Consider the following 26,716-nt stretch of genomic DNA (forward strand, 5'->3'; position numbering starts at 1 on the left):
TCAGGAGCGTTTTTTCCGCTTTAGCCGGTCTTCTATGACCTCTTCGAGGGGCACGATAGGGTGCTCCCCCAGGCTAAGTGCCTTGGCCAATGATTGAGCCGTAATCCCAGGCTGAACAAGGGGTGGAAGTTCGACGAGCCATACACCATCTGGAAAGTCGTCTAAGACATTTTGGGCAACTTCGACGGCCAATCGGCTCTTCCCCACCCCACCGCCCCCGACCAGTGTTACCAGGCGGTGCTCAGTGATCATCTCCCGGACTTCGATCATTTCCCAGTCCCTACCGTTGAAGGATGTAACTTGGGCTGGAAGGTTGTGCTTAACAGCTGCGGGCTCCGTCGCTAAGACAGGAGGATCAAGGGTGAGGGCAGGATCTTGCCTGAGAATTCTTAGGTAAAGCTGCTGCAATTCTTTCCCAGGGTCTATTCCCAGCTGCTCTGAAAGGCAGGTCTCGGACCACCTCATAGGACTGCAGGGCCTCCGCCTGACGCCCTCCCCGGTACTGTGCGAGCATGAGCTGAAACCAGCTGCCCTCCCGCAATGGATACTTTGCGACCAGAGGCCTTGCCTCCGCCGCGACTTCATTGTGTCGGCCAAGGGCTAGCGCGGCGGCAAGGCGGTCCTCCACTGCCTGCAGATACAGCGCTGTGAGATGTGCGGACTGTGTTTCACCAAAGGGCTGATTCTCAAACTCTTGGAATGGGGATCCCCTCCAGAGGGCAAGTGCCTGCCCCAGTGTGCGATACGCATCCAAGAATTCAGATCGAACAAGTGAATTCTGGCCCTGACCCACCAGCCTTTCGAAGGCCCAGGAATCAAGGTCGTCCGGGGAATTAACTGTTATCTGGTACCCGGAAGAGTGGGTCACCAGGCCAGCGAATGGGTTTCTCGGATCGGGGCTTAGTGCATGTCGCAGCTCCGATATTCGCACTTGCAGCAGGGAGCGGGCATTGCCCGGTGGCGTGTCTCCCCAAAAAGCATTCAATAGATAGCCCGTGGAGACGCGCTCTCCCGCATGGGCAAGCAAGACTGCTAAGAGGAGTCTGAGGCGTGGGCCCTTCAACGGAAGCGTCGTGCCGGATTCAACGGCTTCGATTGATCCGAGAATCCTGAACTGCATGACGTTCCCCTAACCCCGCGGACAGCCGGAGATGCCTAGCAAAATAATGCGTTGCTAAGCACCACTCAAAGGCGGCCAGCCACCGGATCTGATGTGAAAGACATTACTCATTCGGGGCCTGCATGCACAGCCTAGAGATACGACACGAGGCTCAATCGGGAACCCAACCTCGACCGCGTAGCCGTGCATAGATACTCGTGCCCCTCGACCTCGGCCCAAATCTCCTGGGCGACAGTCGTACCCGCAGTACGTGTGCAGCTGAGAAATCCGGGTCGAGAAGCGCTGAGTGAGGCCTGACGTTTGGCAGACCTAAGAGGACGTGAAGAAACACAGAAGCTTCCATGAAGACGCGAGACCTAGCTTGGAAATGTACACGGAACCGCAACACACGGAACGGGAGCCCGGCATCAAAATCGGATACCCTCCCACGCTGCAAGTCCCGACCCACTGATCCGAAAAGCATCACCGCCAGCACTGACCTTAACGATCCTGAGGAGATCCTGATCATGAAACGAGGGAGAGGGTCGTGGAGAAACCCAACCTGAACGTCCCTGACCGCGTGGCAGAGCTGATGCAAGCTCTGGCACGGGAAACCGCCGAGAAGGAGGCACGCAATTGAGCGATTACGACTTCAAAAGTGTGCGCGTTGTACACACCCCTTTCTGACTGATTGCGAGCAGCTCCAAGCCACTGCCGCGCTCCCACCTAAGGTGCGCGGCAGCTCCGTGTTCTGCGTCAGGAGCCTTCCGAAGCGAATTTCCGGCAACCGGTTCTGGACACTTTAATTCGTACACTTTTAGTTCGCAGCACATGGGTCCGTTCGAAATCCCTCATGGCGGTTCTTCCTCCCTTCAGTCTTCTCATGGTTTCAATCGAGGAACCGTCATGACCGTTTGGGCAGCCAGGCTGCACGAAGGACACTGGAGTCGAATGCAGAAAGAGGACATTTCCTTGCTCAAAGCGGCATCAGGAGTGGAGGATGGATGACCACGAGTCCGTGCCGAGCGTGATGCGCGGGCGAAATCCGCCCGAGCTACGCCGGCGCTGAAGGCTGGGCCATCGGGCGGCAGCGCCGCCTGGAACTCTCCCATAGTGCAGACAGCTCCGGAGCTCCGGACCGCGGCAGAAGGCTGTCGGGCTTACCACCGCGGGCATGCCCATCCCGGGAGCACGCGGACTGAAGGGGCATGGCCCGATTCGGCGATTCTGTCGTCGGTATGGGTGGGAAGATCAAGAGTGGCTCGGTTGCATGGTTGGCCCTCATTCCCATCAGCGGGCGGTGACGTCGGGGGGATCGGGCAGACCGGGACAGATCTCGATATAGTTTGCATCGGCTGACACCCATTCACGCCATTGTTCGTGGCTGAGGTTCTGGGTGAGCTTGGCACATAGCGCGGAGGACCAATCCGCAGGGACGGGCCAGGATCGCAAGGTGCTATCTCGGCTGCCTGATATGACCCGGAGACCGTCCGGGCTAAACGTCACACTGTTCACCGCGTCCCAGTGCCCGGTCATGGGCTGACCGACGGGGTCTCGTGTGTCCGTATCCCATAACCGCACGGTACTGTCCGCACTTCCCGAGACGATCCGCCGGCCGTCCGGGCTGAACGCGACAGTATTCACGTCACTCTCGTGTCCGGCAAGGGGTGCGCCCACGGGCGCTCCGGTCTCCGCGTCCCACAACCGCACGGTACTGTCCGCACTTCCCGAGGCGATCCGCCGGCCGTCCGGGCTGAACGCGACAGTGTTCACGTCACTCTCGTGTCCTGCAAGGGGTGCGCCCACGGGCGCTCCGGTCTCCGCGTCCCACAACCGCACTGTGCCATCGGCCCCTCCGGAGGCGATCCGCCGGCCGTCCGGGCTGAACGCCACACTGCTCACTGGGCCCCGGTGGCCGGTCATCGGGTCGCCCGCGGCCAATGCTGTACCCGCGTCCCATAACCGCACTCTGCCATCTGCGGATCCCGAAACGACCCGCCCGCCGTCCGGGCTGAACGCCACACTGCTCACTACAGCCTGGTGCCCGGCCATCGGTTCCCCAATGGGCGCACCGGTTCCCACGTCCCATAACCGCACGGTGCGATCGGCCCCTCCGGAAACGACACGTCCGCCGTCCGGGCTGAACGCCACACTGCTCACCGCTGCCTGGTGCCCGTCCATCGGTTCCCCAATGGGCGCACCCCTGGCCGCGTCCCACTGCAGCACCGAGCCATCGTCGCCTCCGGAAACGACACTTCTGCCATCCGGGCTAAACGCCCCACCGTTCACCGCACCTTTGTGCTTGATCGGCGGGGCGATGCCTGCATCCCACAACCGCAGCGTGCCATCGCCCAAACCTGAGACGATCCTCAGGGCATCGGGACTGAACGCCACGCTGGTTACCTCTTTGCCATGGCCAGTCATCGGCTCCCCCACGGTCGCTCTTGTGACTGCATCCCACAGCTGCAAAGTGTAGTCTGCGCTGCCCGAGACAATCCGCCGGCCGTCCGGGCTGAACGCCACACCCAACACCCAATTCTTGTGTCCGGTCATCGGCCCCCCAAAGGGCGCCCCGGTGCCTGCGTCCCACAACCGCACCGTGCGATCGGCGCCTCCGGAGGCGATCCGCTGACTGTCCGGGCTAAACGTCACACTGTTCACCGCGCCCTGGTGCCCGGTCATGGGCTGACCGACGGGGTCTCGTGTGTCCGTATCCCATAACCGCACGGTACTGTCCGCACTTCCCGAGACGATCCGCCGGCCGTCCGGGCTGAACGCGACAGTATTCACGTCACTCTCGTGTCCTGCAAGGGGGGCGCCCACGGGCGCTCCGGTCTCCGCGTCCCACAACCGCACGGTGCCATCGGCCCCTCCGGAGGCGATCCGCCGGCCGTCCGGGCTGAACGCCACACTGCTCACCGCACCCCGGTGGCCGGTCATCGGGTCGCCCGCGGGCAATGCTGTACCCGCGTCCCACAACCGCACGGTGCCATCGGCCCCTCCGGAGGCGATCCGCCGGCCGTCCGGGCTGAACGCCACACTGCTCACCGCACCCCGGTGGCCGGTCATCGGGTCGCCCGCGGGCAATGCTGTACCCGCGTCCCATAACCGCACTCTGCCATCTGCGGATCCCGAAACGACCCGTCCGCCGTCCGGGCTGAACGCCACCCCCCTGACAAAGGCCCCAACATCCGCGATTTTTTGCACAAATCGTTGCTTCACTACGGCAGTGATGACGGCCCGCTCACCTTCCCCGGTTGGCATCAGGGCCTGCGCGGCAAGCATCTGCTGCATGCCGCGCACTTCGCCTCCAGGCCGGGCACCGGCGAGCATGGACTGGCCTTCGGCCGCCAGCCGCAATGCAGTTGCTTCGCGGGTGCGGGCGGTGGCCTCACGTTCAGCGATAAAGGCGCGCACGAAACCGGCAATCGCAACCATTGCGACCAGAACCACAGCAATCAGGATCGTTTTCAGCACGCGGGCGCTTTTTCGCAGCACCGCTGCGTGCGTTTCGGCAGCCTGCTGTTTGTCCCTAGAAGCCTGGAGTTTGGCTTGCTGCCGCTGTTTCTCGGCGGCAATTCGATCGTTCTCCCGTCGTCTGCAGGCGATCAGGAAACTCCGGGCGTTGACTAGGCGGTTCCGGAATCCCGGCCTCGCGGCCAGCGACTCTGCGCCAGTCAGCCGCTCGCCCTCCAGCAACCACGCGTCACCTCGGCCGCTGCTCTCCCAGGACGCTGCGGCTCGTTCAAGATTGTCGGCCTCCTTGAGGCTCTCCCTCTCGGTGGCCAGCCAGCCGGCCAACTCCTTCCACTGGCGCAACAAACTTTCCAGCGCCACCTCAACAACGATCTCTCCGTCACGTTCATCTTTGACCAGCAGGCGTCTGGCCACCAACGCATCAATCAGCCATCCGGCCTGCGCTGGAAGATCCCTCAGCAGTGCGACCCGGCGCATGGGCTCATCATTGTCCGTATTGATGGTCGCCAGCCATGGAATAAACGCCGCGTGAAGCGCATCAAGCTGGGACTGACGCACGACAGGGTCGCCAGCGAGCAGGGCGTCGATTTCTGTCTGCACAACGCTGTTCATGCCGCCGATGGCCTCATATCCGTCCAAGGTCAGCTCCCCGGACCCTTCGAAGTCGGCATATAACCGGGCCAGCGTCAATGAGAGCAGCGGCAGTGTGTCCCCGCCCTCAGCGGACTCGGCCAGAAGCCTGTCGACCAGATCCGGCTGCACTCGCAAGGGAAGTCCTGCCGCGGTGGCCCGTGCGGCGGGACCGAGGATAACCTCTTTGAACTGGGCGACAGGCATCGGTCTGAGATCATCGAAAATGCGGCTCCTAATTCCCCCCAATTCCGGCGCGGTCTGCAGCATTTCGTACCGGTCAGCCCGGATAGTGCCAGCCACAATCAGCGCCGGCTCGACTTCGTCATGATTTTGCAGTAACAGGCCCAGGAGTCCCAGGAACTGAGTAGCCTGCCTTCCGGCATCCACGCTGAAGAGTTCCTCCGCCTGATCCAGCGGCAACACGAGGGTTGGCTGGGGCGTCCCGGCTGCCTCCATTGGCAGCCGGGACGCTGCTGCCTCTCTGGCCTCTGCCAGCCATCCCCACAGCCGTTCGGCGTCGGTCGCGGCACAGGCATCCTTGATTTCCGCCAGTACCGGCCGGCCCAACCCCAAGCCGCTTCGCAGGGCATGGAGCGAGTGGGCGAAACCCCGCTCGCCGGTCAGTGCGCTGCGCTCCGGGCGCATGATCTCCATCACCACAAAGTGTCGGTCGTCCCGTCTTAGCCGGGGCAGCAGACCGGCCCGCAAGAACGACGATTTCCCGGCGCCGGAAGGACCAAGAATCATGAACAGCGACTCAATACCGGAACTGTGCATCCCCCGTAGCTCATCTAAACCCCGGACAATCTGTCCGTCGCGGCCGAAGAACACGGCCGCATCCATCTCCTCCAACGGTTCCCAACCCCGGTAAGGCGCCCGGTCCGGATCATTCGGTGGGGGCCACACAAAATGCTCTGCCCCGATTCCCGCCCGCCGTAGACCACGGTGTAGCCGATGCAGACCCTCCGTCTGAAAAGCGACCATATTACTCATGCCGTTAACGGGGATCCGGGTAGTCGGGCCTTCACCGAACAGGTCGCAGCACTGCCATTCTCTAGTGATACCGGCCTCTGCCAAAGGCTCCAGCCGGGCGCACAGTATGAGTTTATTCAGGGACTCTGCCGTACGGAACTCGGTCCTGCATTCGGAAGACGCCTCCCAGTGGCCTGAGAGCAGGCATATCACCGCCTCACACCGGGCGTTGGACCGCCGTAGCGCTTCCTTCCACCGCTCGCCGGGCTGGATCCCAGTTACGGGATCCAAATCCAAAAATATCTCATCCGCTAGGCCCGGGTCCTGCTCCACGAGCCACCGCTTCAACGCGATGGCCTGAGGAGTATCCCGGCTCGAATGACTCAGGAAGATACGTGACATGCCATTACCCCGATTCAGGGCTCGGATTTGCGTAGCAGCAACCCTTGACCATCACCATCTGGACGCGGGGCTCCAACAAGGGACCCAGGAAGTCGACAGTTCCCCCACATGGCGCGCACGAACGCCCAAAGTTCGGAGCGCTGCATAGCTGCCAAAACCGTCGCCAGATAGGGAACCAACGCGCCTCCAAGACCCTCCGATGGTGGCTCGTACGCCTTGTACTCTCTACCGGGGAGCGAAAGCCTTCCCATGATGTCAATGGTCCACCCGAGAGAGCCGCACTGCAATGACCAGTCCCAGTCGCCCTAGCCTTGGATTCATTACGAAGGGAGCAGTTTTCAAGCATCGGCTGTCAATCCAAGCAGTCCGGCCAGATTTCCTGACCCCAGGTCTTACCGTCAACCTCAGTAGACATGGGCTGCCACTCGTCAATTGCCACGGGTCCGGCGGGCTTCGCTTGTGCCAGAAGCCATTCAACGTGGCGTCCTGCACGTTCGGGCATCGACAGACACTTCCAGACAGTCTTGGATGTTCCTATTCGTTTCATGATCAGGATCTCCTCTGGATCGTTAAGTGCGGGCGGTGAGGCTTTTTGGATCAGTTGGTTGGACTCGGTGCGTTAGACGGTATCCGAAGTTGATGCCGGATCCCGTCCCGTGTTTTGGCTCCGTGTATATTGCCAAGTTAGGTCTCGCGCCTTCAGGGAAGCTTCTGTCTTTCTTCAGGCCTTCTGCGGGCAGTCCACGGCGGGCGTCGTGCCAAGCTCAGGTTTCGCGGTACATCGTTCCGGAATTCGTGCGTTACCGGGCAAAAACCGATCGCCGTATAGGCGCAACCAACGGCGGCACGACCCGGATTTCTCACCCTGCGCGCACAGCCGCGTCCCTGGCGATCTAGTCTCGCCGTTCCTGGGCTGTGCATGCCAGCCCCGACTCAGGAATCCGGTTCCACTACAGTGGTCGCACCCGTGTCAGGGACAGGATCCTGCGTCAAATTAGATGGAAAGGGACACACCAGTGTCCCGTCTCACTTAAAGTGACCCAGTATATGAGGCATTAGGCCGATCTGTCTCACTTTAGTTGGACCACCAGCCCCGGAATCCGCGGATTTCCGTGGATTCCGGATCATCCACACATGTTGCTGCGATTTGGGTCAACTAAAGTGACACAACCCAGCGGAATCCGTCTTACACAACGTGAGCCAAGCGCGAGAAATCAGGATCCGATGGTTAAACTCAACGTAGGTGTCAGTTTTCTCATCGAACCTGTCACCGTACGGATTAGGGGGCGCGCGACTCACTGATGTCAGTGCCGGGAGATTATCAGCCCCAATCACTGCGCAAGCCGGACAGTGTAGCGTTTGAGGCACCCCGGGCAGTTTTTGCGGGCGGGGGCTACAGGCCGCCCATGAGATTGCACGTGAAGGTCGCGTTGTCCGTTTTGACCAAAACCCAGGTCGCGGTGCTCTGACCGGTGCGCGGCGCCGCCGCTTGGATGTCAGCGCCCCGGGGCTCTTCCCCGCAGGCTCAGTCCTTCTATGGGCCGCGTGCTTGGTGCCGGTTGTCGGACCGCAGTTGAAGTCACTACCGGCGAACTGGACCTTGGACTGGCAAACGTTCCAGAGCTGCACTCCCACAGCGCTGCCCCGGCCGGCCACGAGGTCGGCACAGAGCGCCCAGAGTGCAGCCCATTTCCCCCGGTTTACTTCGCAACTATCCGTGGTCCCCACGGAAGAGTCAACGCGTTGGATTCGGGCCATGGCATACCGCTGTCGTCCCGGTGAGGGATCGGTCATCGGGTAGGAGGTGAGCCCGGACCTTTCTCGAGCCGTGTCTCGCGGATGCGCTAGCCGGTAGCGGCGCCCAAGTCCCGGTGAAAGCGCCGGTTGGCCCATTCGATCGCATCCTCAAGAACGGACGTACCAGCGCGGAGTCCCGTGATGAGCTCGTACGTCTTGCAAATGCGGCGCGTTCCAGAAGCCCCTCATCATTCGTGACCCACGCACCGCGAGCAGCCAGTACAGTGTGGGTGGTCATCATGGCGGATGTGGCAGGGGCCAGCCAGCTCCGTCAGCTTCCCGGCGTCGACGTCGGCAGCGCGCGTAGTGCAACGTGAGCTCCCGCCCGTCTACGCCGACGCCGCGAGGGCTTCTACCGCGTCGTGGAGACCTCCTACGAGAAACATTCCTTGGCGATCAGCTCGGCGCCCGCCCACCCGGCACTCCGGGCGGCTGACCCTGTCCAAAAATACTTGCCGCCACCCGTCGAGCCGCCCGCAACCGTCTACCGCAACGTCGACGCCTGGGTCCGCGAAAGGCTTCCGACGCGAAACACGACGATCCGGAGTCATGGGCCACCACATCTGGTGCGACCAACCCTAGAGAACTCACACCTCCAAGCAAATGCCAATGCGGGGGCATACATGAATGAGGGACCTGCCATCTGGCAGGTCCCTCATCTGTTCGTCAGTCCCGATTGCTTAGCCCGGACACTAGCGCCATAGTGCGCTGCTATCTAATCCGCTCTCGAATCAGTCCGCTAGAAGCCGAGGATGGGCGGCTGTTGTCCAGCCTCCGGCGTCGGGGTGAGCTCCGAAGTTGTCCAGACGGCCAGGCCTGACGACGAAGGTGGTGTTGGTATCGTACGTGGCCACGATCACGCCTTTTGAGCTGAATCCGACGATATCGGCCCGGTTATCACCGTTCACGTCGCACAGAAGCCGGGGGTGTTCTTCAGTTGTCCAGCCTCCCGCGCTGGGGTCCGCCCCAAAGTTGTCCAAGCGCTGTGGTCTCAGGGTGAAAGTCCCGTCGGTATGGCCGTTGGCCACCATCACGCCTTTTGAGCTGAATCCGACGATATCGGCCCGCTTATCACCGTTCACGTCGCCCAGAAGCCGGGGGTGTTTGGCTGTTGTCCAGCCTCCGGCATCGGGGTGAGCTCCGAAGTTGTCCAGACGGCCAGACACCTGGGTGAAAGTCCCGTTGGCATTGCCGGTAGCCACTATCACGCCTTTCGAGCTGAATCCGACGATATCGGCCCGGTTATCACCGTTCACGTCGCCCAGAAGCCGGGGGTGTTCTTCAGTTGTCCAGCCTCCCGCACTGGGGTCCGCCCCAAAGTTGTCCAGACGGCCAGACACCAGGGTGAAAGTCCCGTTGGCATTGCCGGTAGCCACCATCACGCCTTTTGAGCTGAATCCGACGATATCGGCCCGCTTATCACCGTTCACGTCGCCCAGAAGCCGGGGGTGTTTGGCTGTTGTCCAGCCTCCGGCATCGGGGTGAGCTCCGAAGTTGTCCAGACGGCCAGACACCTGGGTGAAAGTCCCGTTGGCATTGCCGGTAGCCACTATCACGCCTTTTGAGCTGAATCCGACGATATCGGCCCGGTTATCACCGTTCACATCGCCCAGAAGCCGGGGGTGTTCTTCAGTTGTCCAGCCTCCCGCACTGGGGTCCGCCCCAAAGTTGTCCAGACGGCCAGACACCAGGGTGAAAGTCCCGTTGGCATTGCCGGTAGCCACCATCACGCCTTTTGAGCTGAATCCGACGATATCGGCCCGCTTATCACCGTTCACGTCGCCCAGAAGCCGGGGGTGTTTGGCTGTTGTCCAGCCTCCGGCATCGGGGTGAGCTCCGAAGTTGTCCAGACGGCCAGACACCTGGGTGAAAGTCCCGTTGGCATTGCCGGTAGCCACTATCACGCCTTTTGAGCTGAATCCGACGATATCGGCCCGGTTATCACCGTTCACATCGGCGAATGCTGGAGCCCCAGAGAGGGAAAACGGAAGTAGAGAGGCCAGCGCTGGAACTACCGATGTGAGGGCCAGCTTACGTTTCGCGGACCGCCTTAGGTGCTGTCTCTTGCCGGCTGCCAGCTGCGATTCGTGTCCGGTCTTGCAGGAAATTCGTTTTGGTGTAAACAATGTGATGCTCCTTTGCGAGGTGCCCATCCGTTTTGGGTGGGCTTGTTGATCCTGAAGGCAGTCCGTTCAGGCTCGATGCGCCGGGATTACGCGGCGAACAGTTCGTTCCCTCGAGCCAACTCGGTCCCTTGTTCCGCGGCTTCCAGAGAAGAGCAAGTAGTGACTGACGCTTCGGTCAACAGAGAATCTCAACGGCCGAAGGGAGGGCGTCTTCTGCAAATCAGGGTTTCCAGTCGTATGCCCGCCAGTTTTTCTCAGTCACGGGGGTGTCAATCAGAGCAGTCGGGCCAGATTTCCTGACCCCAGAGCTGAGGGTGACCATCAGTCAGTGTGGGCTGCCACGCGTCAATTGCCGCGGGTCCGGCGGGCTTCGCTTGTGCCAGAAGCCATTCAACGTGGCGTCCTGCACGTTCAGGCATCGACAGACCCTTCCAGACATAGGTCCGGTCCTCAGAATTCCCCGAGGGGATCCACCATCCGGTTTCCGGGCAACGGACTCCTGTCGCCGCTTCAACCCGGGCACCGCCGCGTGATTTACCGTCGTGGATCCTGGATGTTCCTATTCGTTTCATGATCAGGATCTCCTCTGGATCGTTAAGTGCGGGCGGTGAGGCTTTTTGCATCAGTTGGGTGGCTTGGTGCGTTGGATGGTGTCCGAAGTTGATGCCGGATCCCGTCCCGTGTTTTGGCTCCGTGTATATTGCCAAGTTAGGTCTCGCGCCTTCAGGGAAGCTTCTGTCTTTCTTCAGGCCTTCTGCGGGCAGTCCACGGCGGGCGTCGTGCCAAGCTCAGGTTTCGCGGTACATCGTTCCGGAATTCGTGCGTTACCGGGCAAAAACCGATCGCCGTATAGGCGCAACCAACGGCGGCACGACCCGGATTTCTCACCCTGCGCGCACAGCCGCGTCCCTGGCGATCTTGTCTCCAGGACGACTTGGGCCAAGGCTGAGGTCGGGAGTATGCGATGGCGACTTCAGTGGAGGTTGCGATCCCCGACTCTACGTCGGCGCTGCTGGCTGCCAGTAACTCATATTTCGACTCGCCGTTTCAGGGCTGTGCATGCCAGCCCCGACTCAGCGATCTCTCTTTCACATAAGATCCGGTGATTGGCGATCTTTGGAGAGGTGCTTAGCTAAGCATGATTTTGCCTTGCGTCTCCGGCTGTCCACGAGCTAGGGGATAGTCATGCAGTTCAGGATTCCCGGAACAATCGACGCCCTCGAACCCGACGCGATGTTAACGCTTTCGTTCAAAGGCCCACGCCTCACAACGGGTGGCGGTCATCTTCATCGGAGCCAGAATCCGCTTTAGACATATTTGACGTTTCAACCAACTCCCTTAGCTCTGAACGTGAGTGAGAGCGCGTGAGCCGCTCCCCCTCCGAATAATGAGTTCAGGCAATAGTTCAAGCCTCGGCCAATAGAAGAACCACATCCACACTCGACTGCCGGCACATCTGCTTAACCAGATCGCGGGACAGCTGAATATTCGCGCTTTTGGGGTCCATCTGTCGTGTGTTTGGGGGCCGGTAGGCAGGGCGCGCAGTAGCGGTCTTGGGTGCCGGTAGTGGCGAGTCTGGGGGCCACCCAGTTTAGGCTCCTTCCGTCGTGTGTATAGGGCGCACGGCGGAAGGAGTAATCATCAATGGTACGGAAGATCAGAGCGAAGCTCGTGTTGCAGTTGCGCGCCGAGGGCCTGTCCGGTCGGGCGATCGCGGCATCGCAGGGAATGTCGCGGAAGAGCATCACGGCGGTGCTGGAGGCTGCCGATGCGGCCGGTGTGGTTTGGGATGATATCGCCGACAGCACGGACCGCGAGGTGTATGCCCGGTTGTTCCCGGGGCGCGGTGAGCATCAAAGCGTGTTCGCGCAGCCGGACTGGGACCAGGTCCACAGGGAGATGGCCCGGGTGGGGGTGACGCTGAAGCTGCTGCATGGCGAGTACGCCGATTCATGCGCCGCGGCCGGTGAGCCTGTGATGGGCTATGACCGGTTCTGCAGGACCTACCAGCGGCATGTGTTGGTAACGGGGGCGGCGTCGCGGGTCGGGCACAAGGCCGGGCAGACGGTGGAGGTCGACTGGTCGGGGCCGACGATGCAGTTGGCCGATCCGGTCACGGGCAAGGCCAGGACCGTGTATCTGTTCGTGGCATGCCTGCCTTTCAGTCGGTATGCGTTCGTCGAACCCGCCCTGGACATGAAGCAGGACACCTGGTTGCGGGCCCATGTGGCGATGTTCGAGGCCTTCTCGGGCTCGGTGCCGCGGATCGTGTCGGACAATCTGAAGACCGGTGTCATTAAGCATCCCCGCGAGGGCGAGGTCGTGCTTAATGACGCCTACCGCGAGATGGCGGCGCACTATTCGGCGGCGGTGCTGCCCGGACGTGTCAGGGCACCGAAGGATAAGGCCAGCGTGGAAAACACGGTCGCCCACGTGGCTACCTGGGTCATCGCCGGGCTGCGCCAGCGACAATTCACCTCGTTGCCGGAGCTCAGGGCCGCCATCATCGAGCGGGTGGCGGCCTACAATGCGGAGCCGTTTCAGAAGCGGCCCGGGTGCAGGGCCGGCGTGTTCGCAGCCGAGGAGCAGCCGCTGCTGACGGGGTTGCCGGCGGCGGCCTACGAGATCAGCAGGTGGGTATACGGGCGCCGGGTGGGCCGGAACGGGCACGTGGTCTGGGAGAGGAACTACTACTCGGTGCCCTTTGCCAATATCGGCACCACGGTGGACCTGCGGATCACCGATCGGGTGATTCAGGCCTACCGGGGCACCGAACGGCTGACCAGCCACCCGCTGCTGCCCGAGGGCGCGGCCAACGAGTACCGCACCAACGACGCCGACCTGCCCGCCGGCGAGAAGTACCGGCAGTGGGACCCGGCCCGGGTGCGGGAGTGGGCCGGACGGCTCGGCCCGGCAACGGTGACCGTGGTCAACCGGATCTTCGAGTCCGTCCCGGTCGACGAGCAGGGCCTGGACGCGGCACTGGCCGTGTTGCGGCTCTCCCGGCGTTATTCGGCTGAACGGATCGAGGCAGCCTGCCGGCTTGCGTTGGCAGGCCGCGTGCGGTCCCCGCGGTATGCGCATCTGCAGCCGATCCTGGCCACGGAGCAGGACAAAGCCGCCGGGCTCAGGCCACCACGGGATGAACCGGCCGAACACGGCGGATACGTGCGCGGCGCCGAATACTACGCAGGTGGTGCCAAGTGAGCGGGATCGATATCGAAACCAAGCGCAAGCTCCGTGAGATGGGTGCCGCCCCGATGCTGGAGGCGCTCGAGGCCCAGGACGAGACGCTCGTGCTCGGCATGGCCTTCGAGGAACGGCTCCGGCTGGTCGTCGACGAGGCCCACTCCGGGTTCAACCACGCCAAGGTCGAGGGACTGATCCGGCGGGCCGGGCTACGCTACCCAGGCGCAGACCTGCGCCGGCTCGACCTCGTGGACGAGCGTGGTCTGAACCGGAACGTGATCGCCCAGCTCGGCACGTGTTCGTTCATCGAACGGCAGCAGAACGTCGTGTTTCAGGGATTCACCGGATCCGGGAAGTCCTACCTGGGGTGCGCTCTGGCCAAGCAGGCCTGCCAGCACCGGATCCGGGCCCACTACGTCCGCATGCCCGACCTAGAGGAAGCCTGGGCGCTAGCGAAGGACAAGCCACAGGGACAAACCAAATTCCTGAACAAGTACGCGGCCTTCACCCTCCTCGTGATCGACGAATGGCTTCTCGACCACCCCGACGAGGGCATGCGCAGCATGCTACTGGAGCTGCTCGAGCGCCGCTACGACACAGCATCGACCGTGTTCTGCACCCAATACGCCAAGAAAGACTGGCACCAGCGGCTCGGCTCCGGGGTCCACGCCGATGCGATCATGGACCGCATCGTGCACAACACCATCTGGGTCGATACCGGCAACCACAACATGCGTGAACACGCCACCATGAAGCAGTAAAAAAACGTCGGTGGGAGCCGGCGGCCCCCACAACCTCGGCCGCTGGCCCCCACCGGCAATATCAATGGCCCCGAAAGGCAATATCGAGTGGCTTCCAAACCTTCAAATACTCAGACAGCCGCACGCTGCGGAGAACCTGTCAAAGGTCCCGGCCGGAAACTCGGCCAGAAGGAACCAGCGCTGACACCCAGCCGGCCCAAGCGCATCCCCGACCCTATATCGAAGTCAGTAGATGCTCCGTTGCCGAAATCAGCACAATCTTCAGCGCTGATGTCTCCTCGTGCTCCAGCAAGTAAAGGCGATATACAGGCATCGACGTCGCCAAGAATTGATTGGCCACGCGTCTTGCGCGTCCCATGGTGTCCGGAGGAAAGCGCGACGGTTGCAGGAACACAAATATCCAGCCCTCAAGCCAATCATCCAGGACAAAGGGACGTCCTGTTCGCCGTGCTCCCAGTCGGAACCTTCTGCTAACAACAGCACTTCTTGCTGCCTGGCAAAATCGCGGGGATCCCCAGTGCGTGGGCTTCAGAAATCTTTCATTTAGGCGTCGAACTGCCGGCGTCCAATGGATCCTGGCCGAGCGCTTGATTTTGCAGCGATGTCCAGCGCTCGCTCCGCATGCGCTATAGCAGCCTCCAGAGGCAGTGCTATTCCTTGTTGCCAGTGTTGTTCGAACTCTTCGGGATCCATAGCTTTACGAGCACTACTGATAGCCTCTTTGAGCCAGATCTCTAAGAAGGGGAACGATGCAGCGGCGATTGAGGTGCGGAGATTTTCCGCCGCAGCCATCAAAATGACCTGCTGCCGTATGTTCCCTTGGGCACCTGACACCTCTGCCGACATAAACATGGAGAAGGACAGGCCCCACAATGCGCCCAAGTCCCTGAAGTTGCGGAATCCCTCCAGCAGGAAGGAAATGGCCCTTGTCCGATCTCCGTCGTACCAATCAGTCGCACCAAGAACCAAGGTGGCCCAGCCTACGACTTCAGGGCCTCTAACGGACTCAGGAGTAGAGAGGAACTGGGTCGCTAAGAGCCGGGCACGCCCATAGTGACCACGAGAAAGCGCGACGGCCGCCAGGAAGATGTAAGCCCAGCCCTGAAGCCGTTCGTCGTGGGCAGCGAGGGCGTTCTCAAGGGACTCACCGAGGTAACTCTCCGCATCGGCTAATTCACCTGAGAACATAGAACAAAATCCCAGGTACTGCAACGTTGATGCCAGGGCCGGACGATCACCTAATTGGCGTGCCAGACTTGCCGCTTCAATGCAAACCTCCTGCGCACGGACCAGATCTCCCTGAATGACCGCTAGGGTTGTCTCCCCAAGCAGGACTCGCACGCGAACCTCAGGCGAGATGCTGTTGCGAACCTCAAGTATTTGTCCCAACCAATAACGACCTTCTCCATAATGACCGTGAAGGTTCCAGAACGGATAGAGGGAACCCGCAATCCGTCCGGCGGTTTCGAAATCTTCGGCCCTCATTGACCATTCCAAGGCAGCCCTCAGGTTATCGTGGTCCAGCTTTAGCAGACGCAGCCACATCTCCTGATGCGTTCCACGCAGCTGGGAGACGGCTTCCTCCGCGAGTGCCAGGAAATGCAACCTGTGGCGGTCCCGCATTCGTTGTAGTTCCCCGGCCGCTTGTAACTGTTCAAGGCCGAAGGCACGAAGGGTGTCCAGCATTCTGTATCGGCGGGGTGATCCTTCCCCGTCTTGGCCGTCTTCGCTATAGATCAGTGATTTATCGACAAGATGTGTCAGTGTTGTGACAAGGGATTCGCGTTCCCCAGCGTGATCTCGACATACTGATTCGGCCGCTTCCAGAGAAAATCCTCCGACAAAAACTGAAACATCGGCAAACAGTTTCCTCTCGGCGGGAATGAGTAAACCGTAGCTCCAGTCCACCGCCGCGCGCAGCGTTTGATGCCGTGCAATGTGACCATGCGCCGATCGTTGAAGTAGTTCAAAACGATTGTCGAGGCGTGTGACTATCTGGGAAACATCCAAAGCATTGACAAGTGCGGCGGCGAGCTCAATTGCCAGTGGCAGACCATCGAGTACTTGGCAGATCTGGGAAACTGCGCCCTTATTGGCATCGACCAAGCGAAACCCGGGCCGAACGGCCGACGCCCGTTCCACCAACAGTCGCACCGCGTCATAGTCCATCATGGCTGAGACATCGGCTACCTCGGCGCCGGGTATCGGCAAACCGGTTACCACACGGAGCGTTTCCTCCGGTAAATCCAGCCGCTCCTGGCTGGTCGTCAAGATGGTCAGCTGATCACAGCTTCGCAGAAGCCCGTGGACAAGCGATGCAACCTCGTCAACGAGGTATTCGCAGTTGTCCATCACTAGTAGCATCTTGCCGGAGTCTAGGAAATCCCCAATTACCGTTTCAAGAGGAAGAGCAGGATGGTCGCTTAGACCAAGCGCCGCCGCAACCGTCTGCACCGTTATCCCTGGTTGGTGCAGTGGCGGGAGTTCGACTACCCAGACACCACCCGGAAAGTGCCCCAATGCTTCCCTCGCGACCTCAATTGCCAGCCGACTCTTTCCCGAGCCTCCGCTGCCGAGGAGTGTAACCAGAGAGTGTTTTAGAACCAGCGCCTGAATTTCCGTCTTTTCCCGCTGGCGGCCAATGAATGGGGATGGCTGCATCGGGAGGTTGTGAGGCGTGTCAGTGAGGCGTGATCCAGCCGCGGCGACCGGTGGCTCGAGATCGGGATCCTGCTTGAGAATCTGGAGATAGAGCTGTTGAAGCGCTTTACCTGGGTCGATTCCCAGCTGCTCCGAGAGCAACTGCTGTACTTTCTTGTACGTCTCCAGCGCTTCACCCTGCCGTCCGGCTCGGTACTGTGCGAGGATGAGCTGCCGCCATAGCCCTTCCCGGAGGGGATATCTTGTGATTAGAGGGGGAATGCCTGTCAGGACTTCGTTCTCTTTACCCAACGCAAGCGCAGCAGCGAAACGATCTTCATGCGCCTCGAGATAGAGGGTTGTGAGATGGGATATCAGTGGTTCGGTAAAGGGCTGATCCTCAAACTCCTTGTAAGGCGTGCCTCTCCATAACGCCAGCGCATCTCGCAGGACTCGATATGCCGTCGAGTAGTCTTGGTGGGCCATAGCACGGCGACCCTCATTTACGAGTCCGTCGAAAACAAGGGAATCAAGCTCCTTGGGCCCGATTCTCAGTTCATAGCCGGATGTGTGAGTAACTATGCCGGAATACGGCGTCGCTGAACCTGTACTCAGCGACCGGCGCAATTCGGACACCCTTACATGTAAAAGGGATCGAGCATTGTGGGGTGGAGATTCTCCCCATAGAGCGCTAAGGAGGAAATCCGTCGATACTTGCTCCCCGCAGTTCGCGATCAGGACAGCTAAGAGGAATCGCAGTCGCGGCCCAATCGAGAGGAGCGAACCAGAGTCGTGGACTTCCAAGCTGCCCAGAATTCGAAACTCCATTGCCCACCCCTAGCGAACTTCGCCATGCCGCCCTAGAACCTGATCCTAGCCTCCAGCCTAGGTCGAGCCTTAAGTAGGCAACTGTAGATTACACATACATTTTGCGCCTATAGCAGCGCTAGACAAGGTCTATGCGACCCTACTCGTGGACGGTTCAACATGCACGGGTACATGCAAGTCGTAGCTAACGCCACTCACAAGCCACCATGGACCCGTTGTAGTGAACCACGCTCTTTCGATTCCGGAAGAAGAACGACTCGGCGGTCGATGTCCCAGCCCGTACCGTGCCTGGACTCAGCCCTTAGAAGGGTCAGTCTTCCCGAGGACGGCGTCTGTCCGACATGCCGCAGCAACTCATAAGACACTGTGTTGACTTCGAAATACGAGTGACGAACAGGCGAATAGTTCCCTTCCCTTCCCGCGGCACGTGTCGGCGTGCGCACCCGACCGTCATTCGTCTGGTTCGTAGTTTGATTCGAACCTGTCGGCGGTCACGGCGTACCCATCGGTGCCGTCTTCGTTGTTGAAGACGACGAAGTCGCCCCTGTTGTAGTAGGTGCGGCCTTCCTTAGTGGTCACACTGCCGGCTTCCTGGGCAACTTCTGCCCAGACCGGGGTAGATTTCACATAGGCACCACGGCGGATCTGGCGGTAGGTGGCGGTGAAGACGTCCGCGTCGACGGTGTGGATGTCGCCGTCGTCGTCCACCAGCCAGTCCCCGGGTTTGCACTGCTGTTCTCCGCCCCACTTGCGGTAGCTGAACCCCTCCGTGTCCAGGCACAGTGGGACGGCGACCACGTACTGGCCCGGTCGGCGCCGGTAGCGGCGGAGCTCACTCACAAGCGGTTCCTTCCATTCAGGTGTCCGGCAAGTCAAATACGGTGCCAAAATCACTGGCCAGCACATCCCGCGCCCCGGCCAGGATGCCCAGCCTGTGGAGTGTCTGCATATTCCCCGGGGCGTCCATGGCACTCAGCGAGGTGACGGTGTCCATTGTGGCAAGGGTTCCGTCCAAGGCGCGGACACTCTCCGGACGAAGGTCCACGTTATAACGCAGGTAACTCATCAATGGGGCACCGTTTAGGAGATCGCCGGCCAGCTCCCCCAGTTCCCGGTCGATCATCCTGGCGGTGGGGCTGGAGGACATCCACTGCAGCATTGTCTCCTGCAGCACGGCGCAGTCCTGCATCACAGACTTCAGCGCTCGCAGGGCGTGGCTTGCCGTCAGTTTTGCGTTACTGACGGCAGGATCCGCCGCGCCTGTGCCGACCGATACAAGCAGCAGCCTCTCGGCACCGGTCTCCCAATCCACGCGGTAGCCCTTTAAAGAGGCGTACATGAGCGCCTGCAGGGCAGGATTGTTGAAGGGACTGACACCACCGTCCACGAAACTGCCGGTCACAGGGCTCAGATTGGGACCGCCACTGATGGTGATGGTTTCCGGTTCGAAATAATACGGAGCGGCCGTGGAAGCCCTGACAACCTGCCAGAGTGGATAGTCCCCGTTACCCATCCTGCCGTTGGCGCCAGCAACGAAATACCAACTGTGCGGGTTGTTGCTCACCGGCCACGGACTGCCGCTGTCCAGGCGTTTGATGACCACCAGCAATCCCGTCAGCAGCTCGGGACCCCCCAGAGTGGTGTCCGCACCGAAGACGTCCTTCAGTTCCGCAACCAGCGCCTGCTCGTCGTACCTCGCGCGGAGGCGAACTTGGCGGAACAGGCTTTTTTTAAACACCCGCCGCCCGAGGCTGAAATACATGTGCCTGATTTCGCCGACGCTCCAGCCTTGGGCAAGAGCTGCTGCGATGATCGCCCCGCTGGAAGTGCCAGCAATCAGATCGAAGTAGTGGCAAAGACGAAAGCCGTCCCCGCGGTCATGGCGTTCCCGCAACACGTCTTCAATCTTTTCCAGAATGCCGAGGCTCAAAATGCCGCGCAACCCGCCGCCGTCGAGTGCAAGAATGCGCTTGGGTGTGCCATCACGGCGGAAATGCTCGTCCCGGGTCAGAATACGATAGGGCATAGGACGACTCTTCTCATGTTGAGCTGTGTAACACCATGCTAGCCGGACACGGTTTGCTGGTCAGGGCCCGGGCTCGACCAACGGACGGAAACCGTCGTCAGGCCTCGGTCTGTCGGTTAGCGAACCTGGCCAAGCACAGCGAAGCCAGGCCTAGATCGCGCCAATGCGTCCCAGAGCTCACGGGGATCGAATCCTGTAAAGGAGTCGGACTTGGTACTTGACGTAGCCTGCGATGCTCGTCTCAACGCCGCCCGTGGGTGAGAAGACAAGTTCTTCCTCTTGGCCTCAGGGCTGTGATGTCTCGCTGCCCTGACTGTTCTCCCACGCACGGCAAGACGAGCGTCAATAGCCGACGCTCCGCAGCTGCTTGGGCGCCCGTACGGACACCTTCGGGAAGGCGTCGGTTCAATAAGCCCGTCCGGGCCGACGAGTTCGATTCCCCAATCTGTGGCGCGGGCCAGGAACTGCTGCGCCAGCCCATGCGGATCCCCATCAGTCGCCATGGGATCCATTATTTCGATCATGATCAGTCCTCCCTGCCAGGCACCCCGCCCGGCGTGTCAGACCAAACTTCTGAATCCACCGTTATTCAGACATTCCGGCCAACGTACGTATCTGGGGGCCCCTACCATTGCCCGAAAGGGCCGGCTGGCCGGGTTCGAGCTCCTCCAAGCGGAACGGTTACGACTCCCCGTGACGTCAAGGTCAGGCCTAAAGCAGCGATCGTAAGGGTTGCCTGGGGGAAACGGCTGGCTGGGCAGGCGCGGCTGCGATGACCCGCCGGCGGCTCTACTTTGCCCCCGGATACCCCTACCCGCGCCAACCACAGCCAGCGCACCTCATTTTCGGACTAGCGTCATACTGGCTCCTTCTGATTCTCAGGCAACATTGGTTGGTCGTTCACCTATTCATGCCGTGGGGTTGTCGTGTTGACATGACCTGGAGGAGAAGCGGTGACACCTCGCCTCGTGACGGTTTGATCGGCTGCCCAACTGCCCATCTCGTTAGTCCCTTCCGCTGCTCGTCCGTTTCCAATTACACGTATCCATGTTCTGCATCGACGATTCTGACATAACCTGCGCGGGGAGACCGGGCGCGGAAGCCTGTCGTGGCCGCGGCGAGGGGGCCGTCGTTGGCACGATGCACACGTATCAGACCATGCTGAAGCTGCACATCGCCGACGTCATCGGGCATATTTCCGTGGACAAGCTTGATTACCGGCACCTTACGTATTGGATCAAGGCGATGCAGACAAAGGGCCGGTCCGCCAACACCATCAAGAACCACCATGGCCTGATCTTCTCGGCGATTGAGACGGCCGTCCGGCTCGGCTACCGGAAAGATAATCCGTGCCGAGGGGTTCAGCTCCGGTCAGGCGAAAACGCAGAGAATGAGACCAGGTTCCTGACGCACGCTGAATTCGGTCTGATTCTGGAGGGCATGGGGGAGAGGTACAAGGCGTTCACTGAATTCTTGGTCATGACGGCACCCGATTCGGTGAAGCGACCGCCGTGACCGTGGCGGACGTGGACCTGACGTCCAAACCGGCCATCATGCGGATCAACAAGGCCCGGAAGCGGGGCATTGATTCCGAGCATTACATCGGAGCGACCAAGACAGATTCCGGAAAGAGGACGGTTTCGCTAGATCCGCGTTTAGTGGAAGTTCTGATTAATCCCGCGGCCAGGAAAGCCATTCAGCTCTTCGACCCGACATTCCCATCCACCCAAGCACCAGGAACCATCATGACACCACCCTCTGCATCGTCGCTTCTGTCCTCGCCCTAGTCGGTACTAGCAGGGATATTGCACCCCGCACGAGGCCCAGCAGGCGGGCATATGCGAGGCGATCCGCAGCTCGCGAATTAAGTATCGCCCTGGGTTCTTGACCCGGTGGCGGTGGGCGTTTGCCGCTCCGATCGGCGTGTGTCATCATCTACTTGGGTCTGATTCTATTAATGTAGCGTTCATTAATGTGGTGGTCGCCGATCGTCACAAGCTTCGGAGATCAGAATTATGGCGGCGGCTACGGGGCCGATGCCCGGGATCTCATCCAGGCGCTCCGCCGCCACCGCGAAAGGGGCCAACTGCACCTCGATCTGTTCATCGACCGCGGCGATATCGGCGTCGATCCCGTCGATCCTGGCCAGCATCCGTGACAGCAGGAAGCGGTGGTGATCATCAAAGTGGCCCGTGAACGCTTCCTCGAGTTCGGTGATCTTCCTGCGCATGCTTGATCTCGCCAACTGCGCGAGCACTTTCGGGTTCTGTTCGCCGGCCATAAGCGCCGCCATCATCTCCCGGCCGGAGACCCCGAAAATGTCCGAGGCCACGACGGAGAGTTTGATGCAGGCGTCCTCGAGGAGTTTTTCGACCCGGTTCTTCTCCGCCGTCCGCTTCCCTACGAGATCGATCCGGTACCGGGTCAGGTCCCGCAGCCGCCGGATCGGGGCAGGCGGGACGAAACTGGGCCGCAGCATCTGCCGTTCGGCGACTTTGCACAGCCACACGGAATCGAGCACGTCGGTTTTGGGACGTCCCGGCAGATGCCTGACGTCGCGCGCGTTGACCAGCCACGGTTGGAGCCCGTGCGCTTCGAGGAGGTAGAACACGGGCTTCCAGTACTCGGACGTCGCCTCCATCACCACGCGCTCGATACCGAGATCGACCAGATGATTGGCCAACTCGGTCAACGAACGGGTCATCGTTGAATGCGTAGACACCTCCTGCAACCGCTTCTTCGGGTTCCCCTCCGGAGGGACCCGGACACAACACACGAGTTCGGCTTTGCCGATATCCAGGGCCGCGACCCTGGCAATGATCTGTTCCTCATCCTGGGATTCGGACAGCATGGCCTACTCATCTCCTCACGACGCACCCCGCTAATAGAAAAGCGGCCGCCCGTGGGGATCACCGGGAAAAATCGGAATCTAGTCCTCGTTCTCGGCAAACGAAACAGTGAAGGGCCCACAGCGATCCCCAGCTAGATCACGGCCTGAATGAACCATAGAACCACGGCGTCGGCAGGCGACCACGGGAACATTTTCAGCCCGGAACGGGCGTCCCGCAAGGGACACAAAGGCTAGATCGGACACGTGCTCCCCGCCGCCGGGGCCCTCGAGCCTGAACCAGGCGACGCGCATGCCGGCTTCGACGGCCTGTTGGCCGAGGGCTTCGAGGAAGAAGGTTTTCCCGGTGCCGGAGGGTCCGCATACGACGAGGTTTCCCCTCGGTTGATCCATTTGACTCCCCGCTCGTCACATAACTGCCAGATCCCGAAATCTCTCACAGGCAGGATACGAACTAATCCCAGATCGTTCTGCTGTGAAGCTGGGCGGGGCTTGGGAATGACGTCGGACGCCGTTACAAAGGATCTGAAGAAGGACTGAAGCTTTCGTGAAGGCCGCTCGAGCTCCTCAGGCCGGGCTCGCTCTGTGAGCCTCAATTCACCTTCAGGCACCCCGGCTGTGCTCCGCCCGGTACTTCTTAAATAAGTTGCGCAAGGTCTCGGCACTGACCATCCGCTGGCAGTCGCTACGCCGTGTTGGCGGCGATACCGTGAATGTCTCGTACGGCCGTCACACGACCAGCCGCATTTCCAAGAGCAGGCCTCGCAAACGATTATTTGCAAGAAGACCCCTCATAGCTTCATGCAGAAAATCCAAAGAATGTGCGAAGGTCCCCACGCTAGATTTAGTTCATCAGCTCAATAAGCGCCGAAACCCGCACAGCAGTATCGATTATGGAGCTAGATAGGCAAAGCAATATAACAAGCAGTTGCTATAACAAATCTAAATCATCATTCGCAAAGATAAGGCTAAAATAATGCATATCCATCGTATACTTGCTAATCGCAAAACCAAACGATCCTCGGTCCTTGGCGCGGCTGCAGCTCTCGCAGTGGCGACAATCGTCCCTCTATCTTTGGCCACACCGGCTCAGGCCCTGACGAGGAATGGCTGCACAGTAACGCCGGAGAAGCCGCGATTTGTCGGATTTGACGTGCCAACGGGCAAGAAACTGATTGACTATCCGCTGACCGTGACATGCCCTAAGGGGGTAACAATCCGGATCATTCAAGATTTGTGGGAAGATGACCCGTTCTACAACGACCATAACGGGCGCTTTACTCACGATCGTTCATTCTTGATTGCAGGTGGAACTGTGACGGTTCACAATGTGCAGAAGCTAGTCGACACAGAGAGTGGCGAGGAGGCAGTTTTCCACAGTATGTCATTTAAGGTGACGAGTGGAACCATTACGAGCGGCACGTCGGGCGGGCAAAACAGCGCCAACCTATACATTTACGACTAAGGCAGCGACCCCCGATTTTTCTGATGTGGAAAACGGGAGCTGGGCTCGGGAGAGCCCAGCTCCCGTCACGTTGTACGCCCAGCATCGGCATTTGCTTGGAGGTGTGAGTCCTCTGAAGGAGAAGGTGGTTTAACTTCTAGCCAATGGCAACTGCGTCATCGTGAGGTGAGGTGGGAAGGAAGCCGGAGGCAAATCCCTGCACCGAGGGACACGAACCGCATAGAAGGCATGTTGGTTGGGGTAAGCCAGCAACGGATGGTGAAGCCCGTTCCACCGAAACGGCCAATGTGTAAATGCGGCGGCGGCAGGGTGAAAGTGAATGTTCTTATCTGGGGAGGTCTGTTCCAGTGCGTCATCCGAGTTATCGGGTGGAGCGGTGCGGCTCTAAGGGTCGTTCTGATGGGGCAGAAGTCAGCCGAGGCCATAGTACCGGCGGGAATCATGCGTGATTGTCGGGAAGGGCTGAACGCTGGGAATTGATGGTTTGAAGCGGTGCTTCTCGTGTGTTCCACAAGAATCGCAGCCAACCCACGGGAGTGGTGGGACAGAGAGTGAGGAGCGATCGGTGAATCCGGGATGGCCCCTGTCTGTGCGTAGTGAGGACCCGGCGGGTATCGGGGAGAACATCAGGGATGGTCAGGGTCTGTGGGAGGAAGTCTTTTCCCGGCAGAATCTGATGATCGCGTTGAAGCGTGTTGAACGTAACCGGGGTGCTGCCGGTGCTGACGGGCTGCGCACGGAGGAACTCCGTGCGTGGTGCTTAGGACACTGGACAGAAACGCGGGAGGCGTTGGACGCGGGTACTTATGCTCCGCTGCCGGTTCGTCAGGTGCTGATTCCCAAACCTGACGGCGGGGAACGGAAGCTGGGAGTGCCGTCCGTGTTGGATCGGCTGATCCAACAGGCGGTCGCGCAAGTCCTGTCCCCGGTCTTTGATCCGGGGTTCGTGCCGGTCTCGTATGGGTTCCGGCCGGGCAAAAGCGCCCATGATGCGGTGAAGGTTGCCCAAACGGTGATCGGTCAAGGGTATCGGTGGGTGGTTGAGGTTGATCTGGATGCGTTCTTTGACCGGGTGAACCACGACGTGCTGATGGCCAGGGTTGCGCGGAAAGTGAAAGACAAGCGGCTCTTGAAGCTGATTCGGCGCTATCTTGAAGCGGGGATCATGGCTGATGGGGTGCGGCAGCCGACGGTGGAGGGAACCCCGCAGAGGTCTCCTTTGTCGCCGTTGCTGTCGAACATCATGCTGGACGATTTTGATCAGGAATTCTGGGGTCGGGGGCACCGCTTCGTGCGGTATGCCGACGACATCAGGGTCTTTGTGAAGTCCAAGAGGGCCGCGAAACGGGTGCTGGAACAGAACACGAAAGTGCTGGAAAAGGACCTGAAATTGAGGGTCAAGCGGGTGAAGTCCACGATCAATCCGGCAAACGTAGCTACATTGCTGGGTTTCGGGTTCTACTTCGTCAAGGGCGGGGTGAAGATCCGGATCGCGCCGAAGGCGCTCAAGCGCATGAAGGACCGCATCAGGGAACTGACCTCGCGCAAATGGAGTATCTCCATGGCTGACCGCATCCAACAACTGAACCGCTACGTTCGCGGCTGGATGGGCTATTTCCGGCTGTCACAGACACCGAAGAAGTTCGCCTCCCTCGATAAATGGTTCAGGCGCAGGATGCGCCAAATCCGGTGGAAGGAATGGAAACTCCCGCGAACACGGGTGGCAAATCTGCGGCGCCTTGGGATCAGGCCGGACCTGGCCTATCAATGGGGCAACAGCAGCCGAGCCTACTGGCGGGTCGCGAAGTCGCCCATTCTCCATAGGGCCCTGCCGGCCGAGTATTGGGCAGGGAACGGCCTCATTTTCTTTCGCGCTGCGTGGGATCGTCTTCAAACGACCTAGCGAACCGCCGTATGCGAGGCCCGCACGTACGGTGGTGTGAGAGGTGGGTCGGGAAACCCGACCCACCTACTCGATTTGTCCAAGGCTGTTGCCGCATTGGCTTGTTGCTGACATCGAGCCCGAGTCCGGCGGAGGCCCGTTCCACCAGGAGATTTACGCACCCGAATTGCATTAGTGCAAAGGTTTTTGCTGACTCGGGATCAAATAGATCCAGACCGGCCACCAGGCCCCGTCTCGGAATGTGCCGCTGTCAGAAACAAAGGGTCTTTTGAACCTCGGTGCCGCCGGCCAAGAACCAACCCCCCGCGCCATCAAACGAAAAATGTCGAACTGGCCCCTCAGGCGAATACCAAAAAGCCTAAGTAAACGGCATTGCTGGCTCCTAGACCTGACTTACCCAGGCAAACCATCTGATCCGCGCCCAACGTCAATCCCGAACATGCCACGCCTCCTTTTGCGCAGGAATCCCAACACCAAGCGACCCTTCTGGTCCCCCATCATCGCTGGGCGGTCCCTGCACGCAACCCGCGCGCTACGCGCCGGACATTCC

At 60.4% G+C, this 26,716-nt stretch carries 14 protein-coding genes; 5 read left to right on the plus strand and 9 right to left on the minus strand.

The genetic code is table 11. The annotated features are described in order from the left end of the window. The 4 genes from AU252_RS24235 to AU252_RS22805 form a co-directional block, all read right to left on the minus strand. Positions 1-465, minus strand: coding sequence for a hypothetical protein (locus AU252_RS24235; RefSeq protein ID WP_058932649.1), 465 nt, complete (start codon positions 463-465; stop codon positions 1-3). Continuing rightward, on the minus strand, positions 356-1,120 hold the full coding sequence (locus AU252_RS25090) for an AfsR/SARP family transcriptional regulator (RefSeq protein WP_083510531.1): 765 nt from the start codon (positions 1,118-1,120) through the stop codon (positions 356-358). Before AU252_RS25090 ends, AU252_RS24235 begins: the two co-directional genes overlap by 110 nt. A gap of 1,269 nt (positions 1,121-2,389) precedes the next feature. Then, positions 2,390-6,583 carry a TIR domain-containing protein gene (locus AU252_RS22800; protein ID WP_058932650.1) on the minus strand — a complete coding sequence of 1,398 codons (4,194 nt, stop codon included), beginning with the start codon at positions 6,581-6,583 and terminating at the stop codon, positions 2,390-2,392. Positions 6,584-9,111: 2,528 nt separating this feature from the next. Continuing rightward, positions 9,112-10,533, minus strand: coding sequence for an FG-GAP repeat domain-containing protein (locus AU252_RS22805; protein ID WP_083510532.1), 1,422 nt, complete (start codon positions 10,531-10,533; stop codon positions 9,112-9,114). Between the two features lie 1,617 nt (positions 10,534-12,150). Here AU252_RS22805 and istA point away from each other — a divergent pair. Further along, positions 12,151-13,713, plus strand: coding sequence for an IS21 family transposase (istA, locus tag AU252_RS22810; protein WP_058932652.1), 1,563 nt, complete (start codon positions 12,151-12,153; stop codon positions 13,711-13,713). Further along, positions 13,710-14,456: an ATP-binding protein gene (locus tag AU252_RS22815; protein WP_058932653.1), complete on the plus strand. Its 747-nt coding sequence runs from the start codon at positions 13,710-13,712 to the stop codon at positions 14,454-14,456. Before istA ends, AU252_RS22815 begins: the two co-directional genes overlap by 4 nt. 543 nt (positions 14,457-14,999) lie before the next feature. On the opposite strand, the gene AU252_RS22820 is transcribed toward AU252_RS22815, so the two are convergent. The 3 genes from AU252_RS22820 to AU252_RS22830 form a co-directional block, all read right to left on the minus strand. Next, a complete protein-coding gene (locus AU252_RS22820; protein WP_083510533.1) occupies positions 15,000-17,924 on the minus strand; it encodes a BTAD domain-containing putative transcriptional regulator in 2,925 nt (974 codons plus the stop codon). Between the two features lie 450 nt (positions 17,925-18,374). Next, positions 18,375-18,764, minus strand: coding sequence for a hypothetical protein (locus AU252_RS22825; RefSeq protein ID WP_058932655.1), 390 nt, complete (start codon positions 18,762-18,764; stop codon positions 18,375-18,377). A 16-nt stretch (positions 18,765-18,780) separates the two neighbouring features. After that, positions 18,781-19,950 (minus strand): patatin-like phospholipase family protein, encoded by a 1,170-nt coding sequence (locus AU252_RS22830; RefSeq protein WP_058932656.1) that lies wholly within the window; start codon positions 19,948-19,950, stop codon positions 18,781-18,783. Between the two features lie 1,140 nt (positions 19,951-21,090). Between AU252_RS22830 and AU252_RS22835 the strand changes: the two genes are divergently transcribed. Further along, positions 21,091-21,465, plus strand: coding sequence for a hypothetical protein (locus tag AU252_RS22835; RefSeq protein ID WP_058932657.1), 375 nt, complete (start codon positions 21,091-21,093; stop codon positions 21,463-21,465). Positions 21,466-21,919: 454 nt separating this feature from the next. On the opposite strand, the gene AU252_RS22845 is transcribed toward AU252_RS22835, so the two are convergent. Together AU252_RS22845 and AU252_RS24855 are read right to left on the minus strand one after the other, a co-directional pair. Beyond that, positions 21,920-22,801, minus strand: coding sequence for an IS110 family transposase (locus AU252_RS22845; RefSeq protein WP_240484265.1), 882 nt, complete (start codon positions 22,799-22,801; stop codon positions 21,920-21,922). A 78-nt stretch (positions 22,802-22,879) separates the two neighbouring features. Next, positions 22,880-23,191 carry an ATP-binding protein gene (locus AU252_RS24855; RefSeq protein WP_276203730.1) on the minus strand — a complete coding sequence of 104 codons (312 nt, stop codon included), beginning with the start codon at positions 23,189-23,191 and terminating at the stop codon, positions 22,880-22,882. A 583-nt stretch (positions 23,192-23,774) separates the two neighbouring features. Here AU252_RS24855 and AU252_RS24070 point away from each other — a divergent pair. Together AU252_RS24070 and ltrA are read left to right on the plus strand one after the other, a co-directional pair. Beyond that, positions 23,775-24,263 (plus strand): hypothetical protein, encoded by a 489-nt coding sequence (locus AU252_RS24070; protein ID WP_157768892.1) that lies wholly within the window; start codon positions 23,775-23,777, stop codon positions 24,261-24,263. A gap of 565 nt (positions 24,264-24,828) precedes the next feature. After that, positions 24,829-26,166 (plus strand): group II intron reverse transcriptase/maturase, encoded by a 1,338-nt coding sequence (gene ltrA / locus AU252_RS22855; RefSeq protein ID WP_099093357.1) that lies wholly within the window; start codon positions 24,829-24,831, stop codon positions 26,164-26,166. Positions 26,167-26,716: the final 550 nt, after the last annotated feature.

This window comes from Pseudarthrobacter sulfonivorans (assembly GCF_001484605.1).
Classification (GTDB): Bacteria; Actinomycetota; Actinomycetes; order Actinomycetales; family Micrococcaceae; genus Arthrobacter; species Arthrobacter sulfonivorans_A.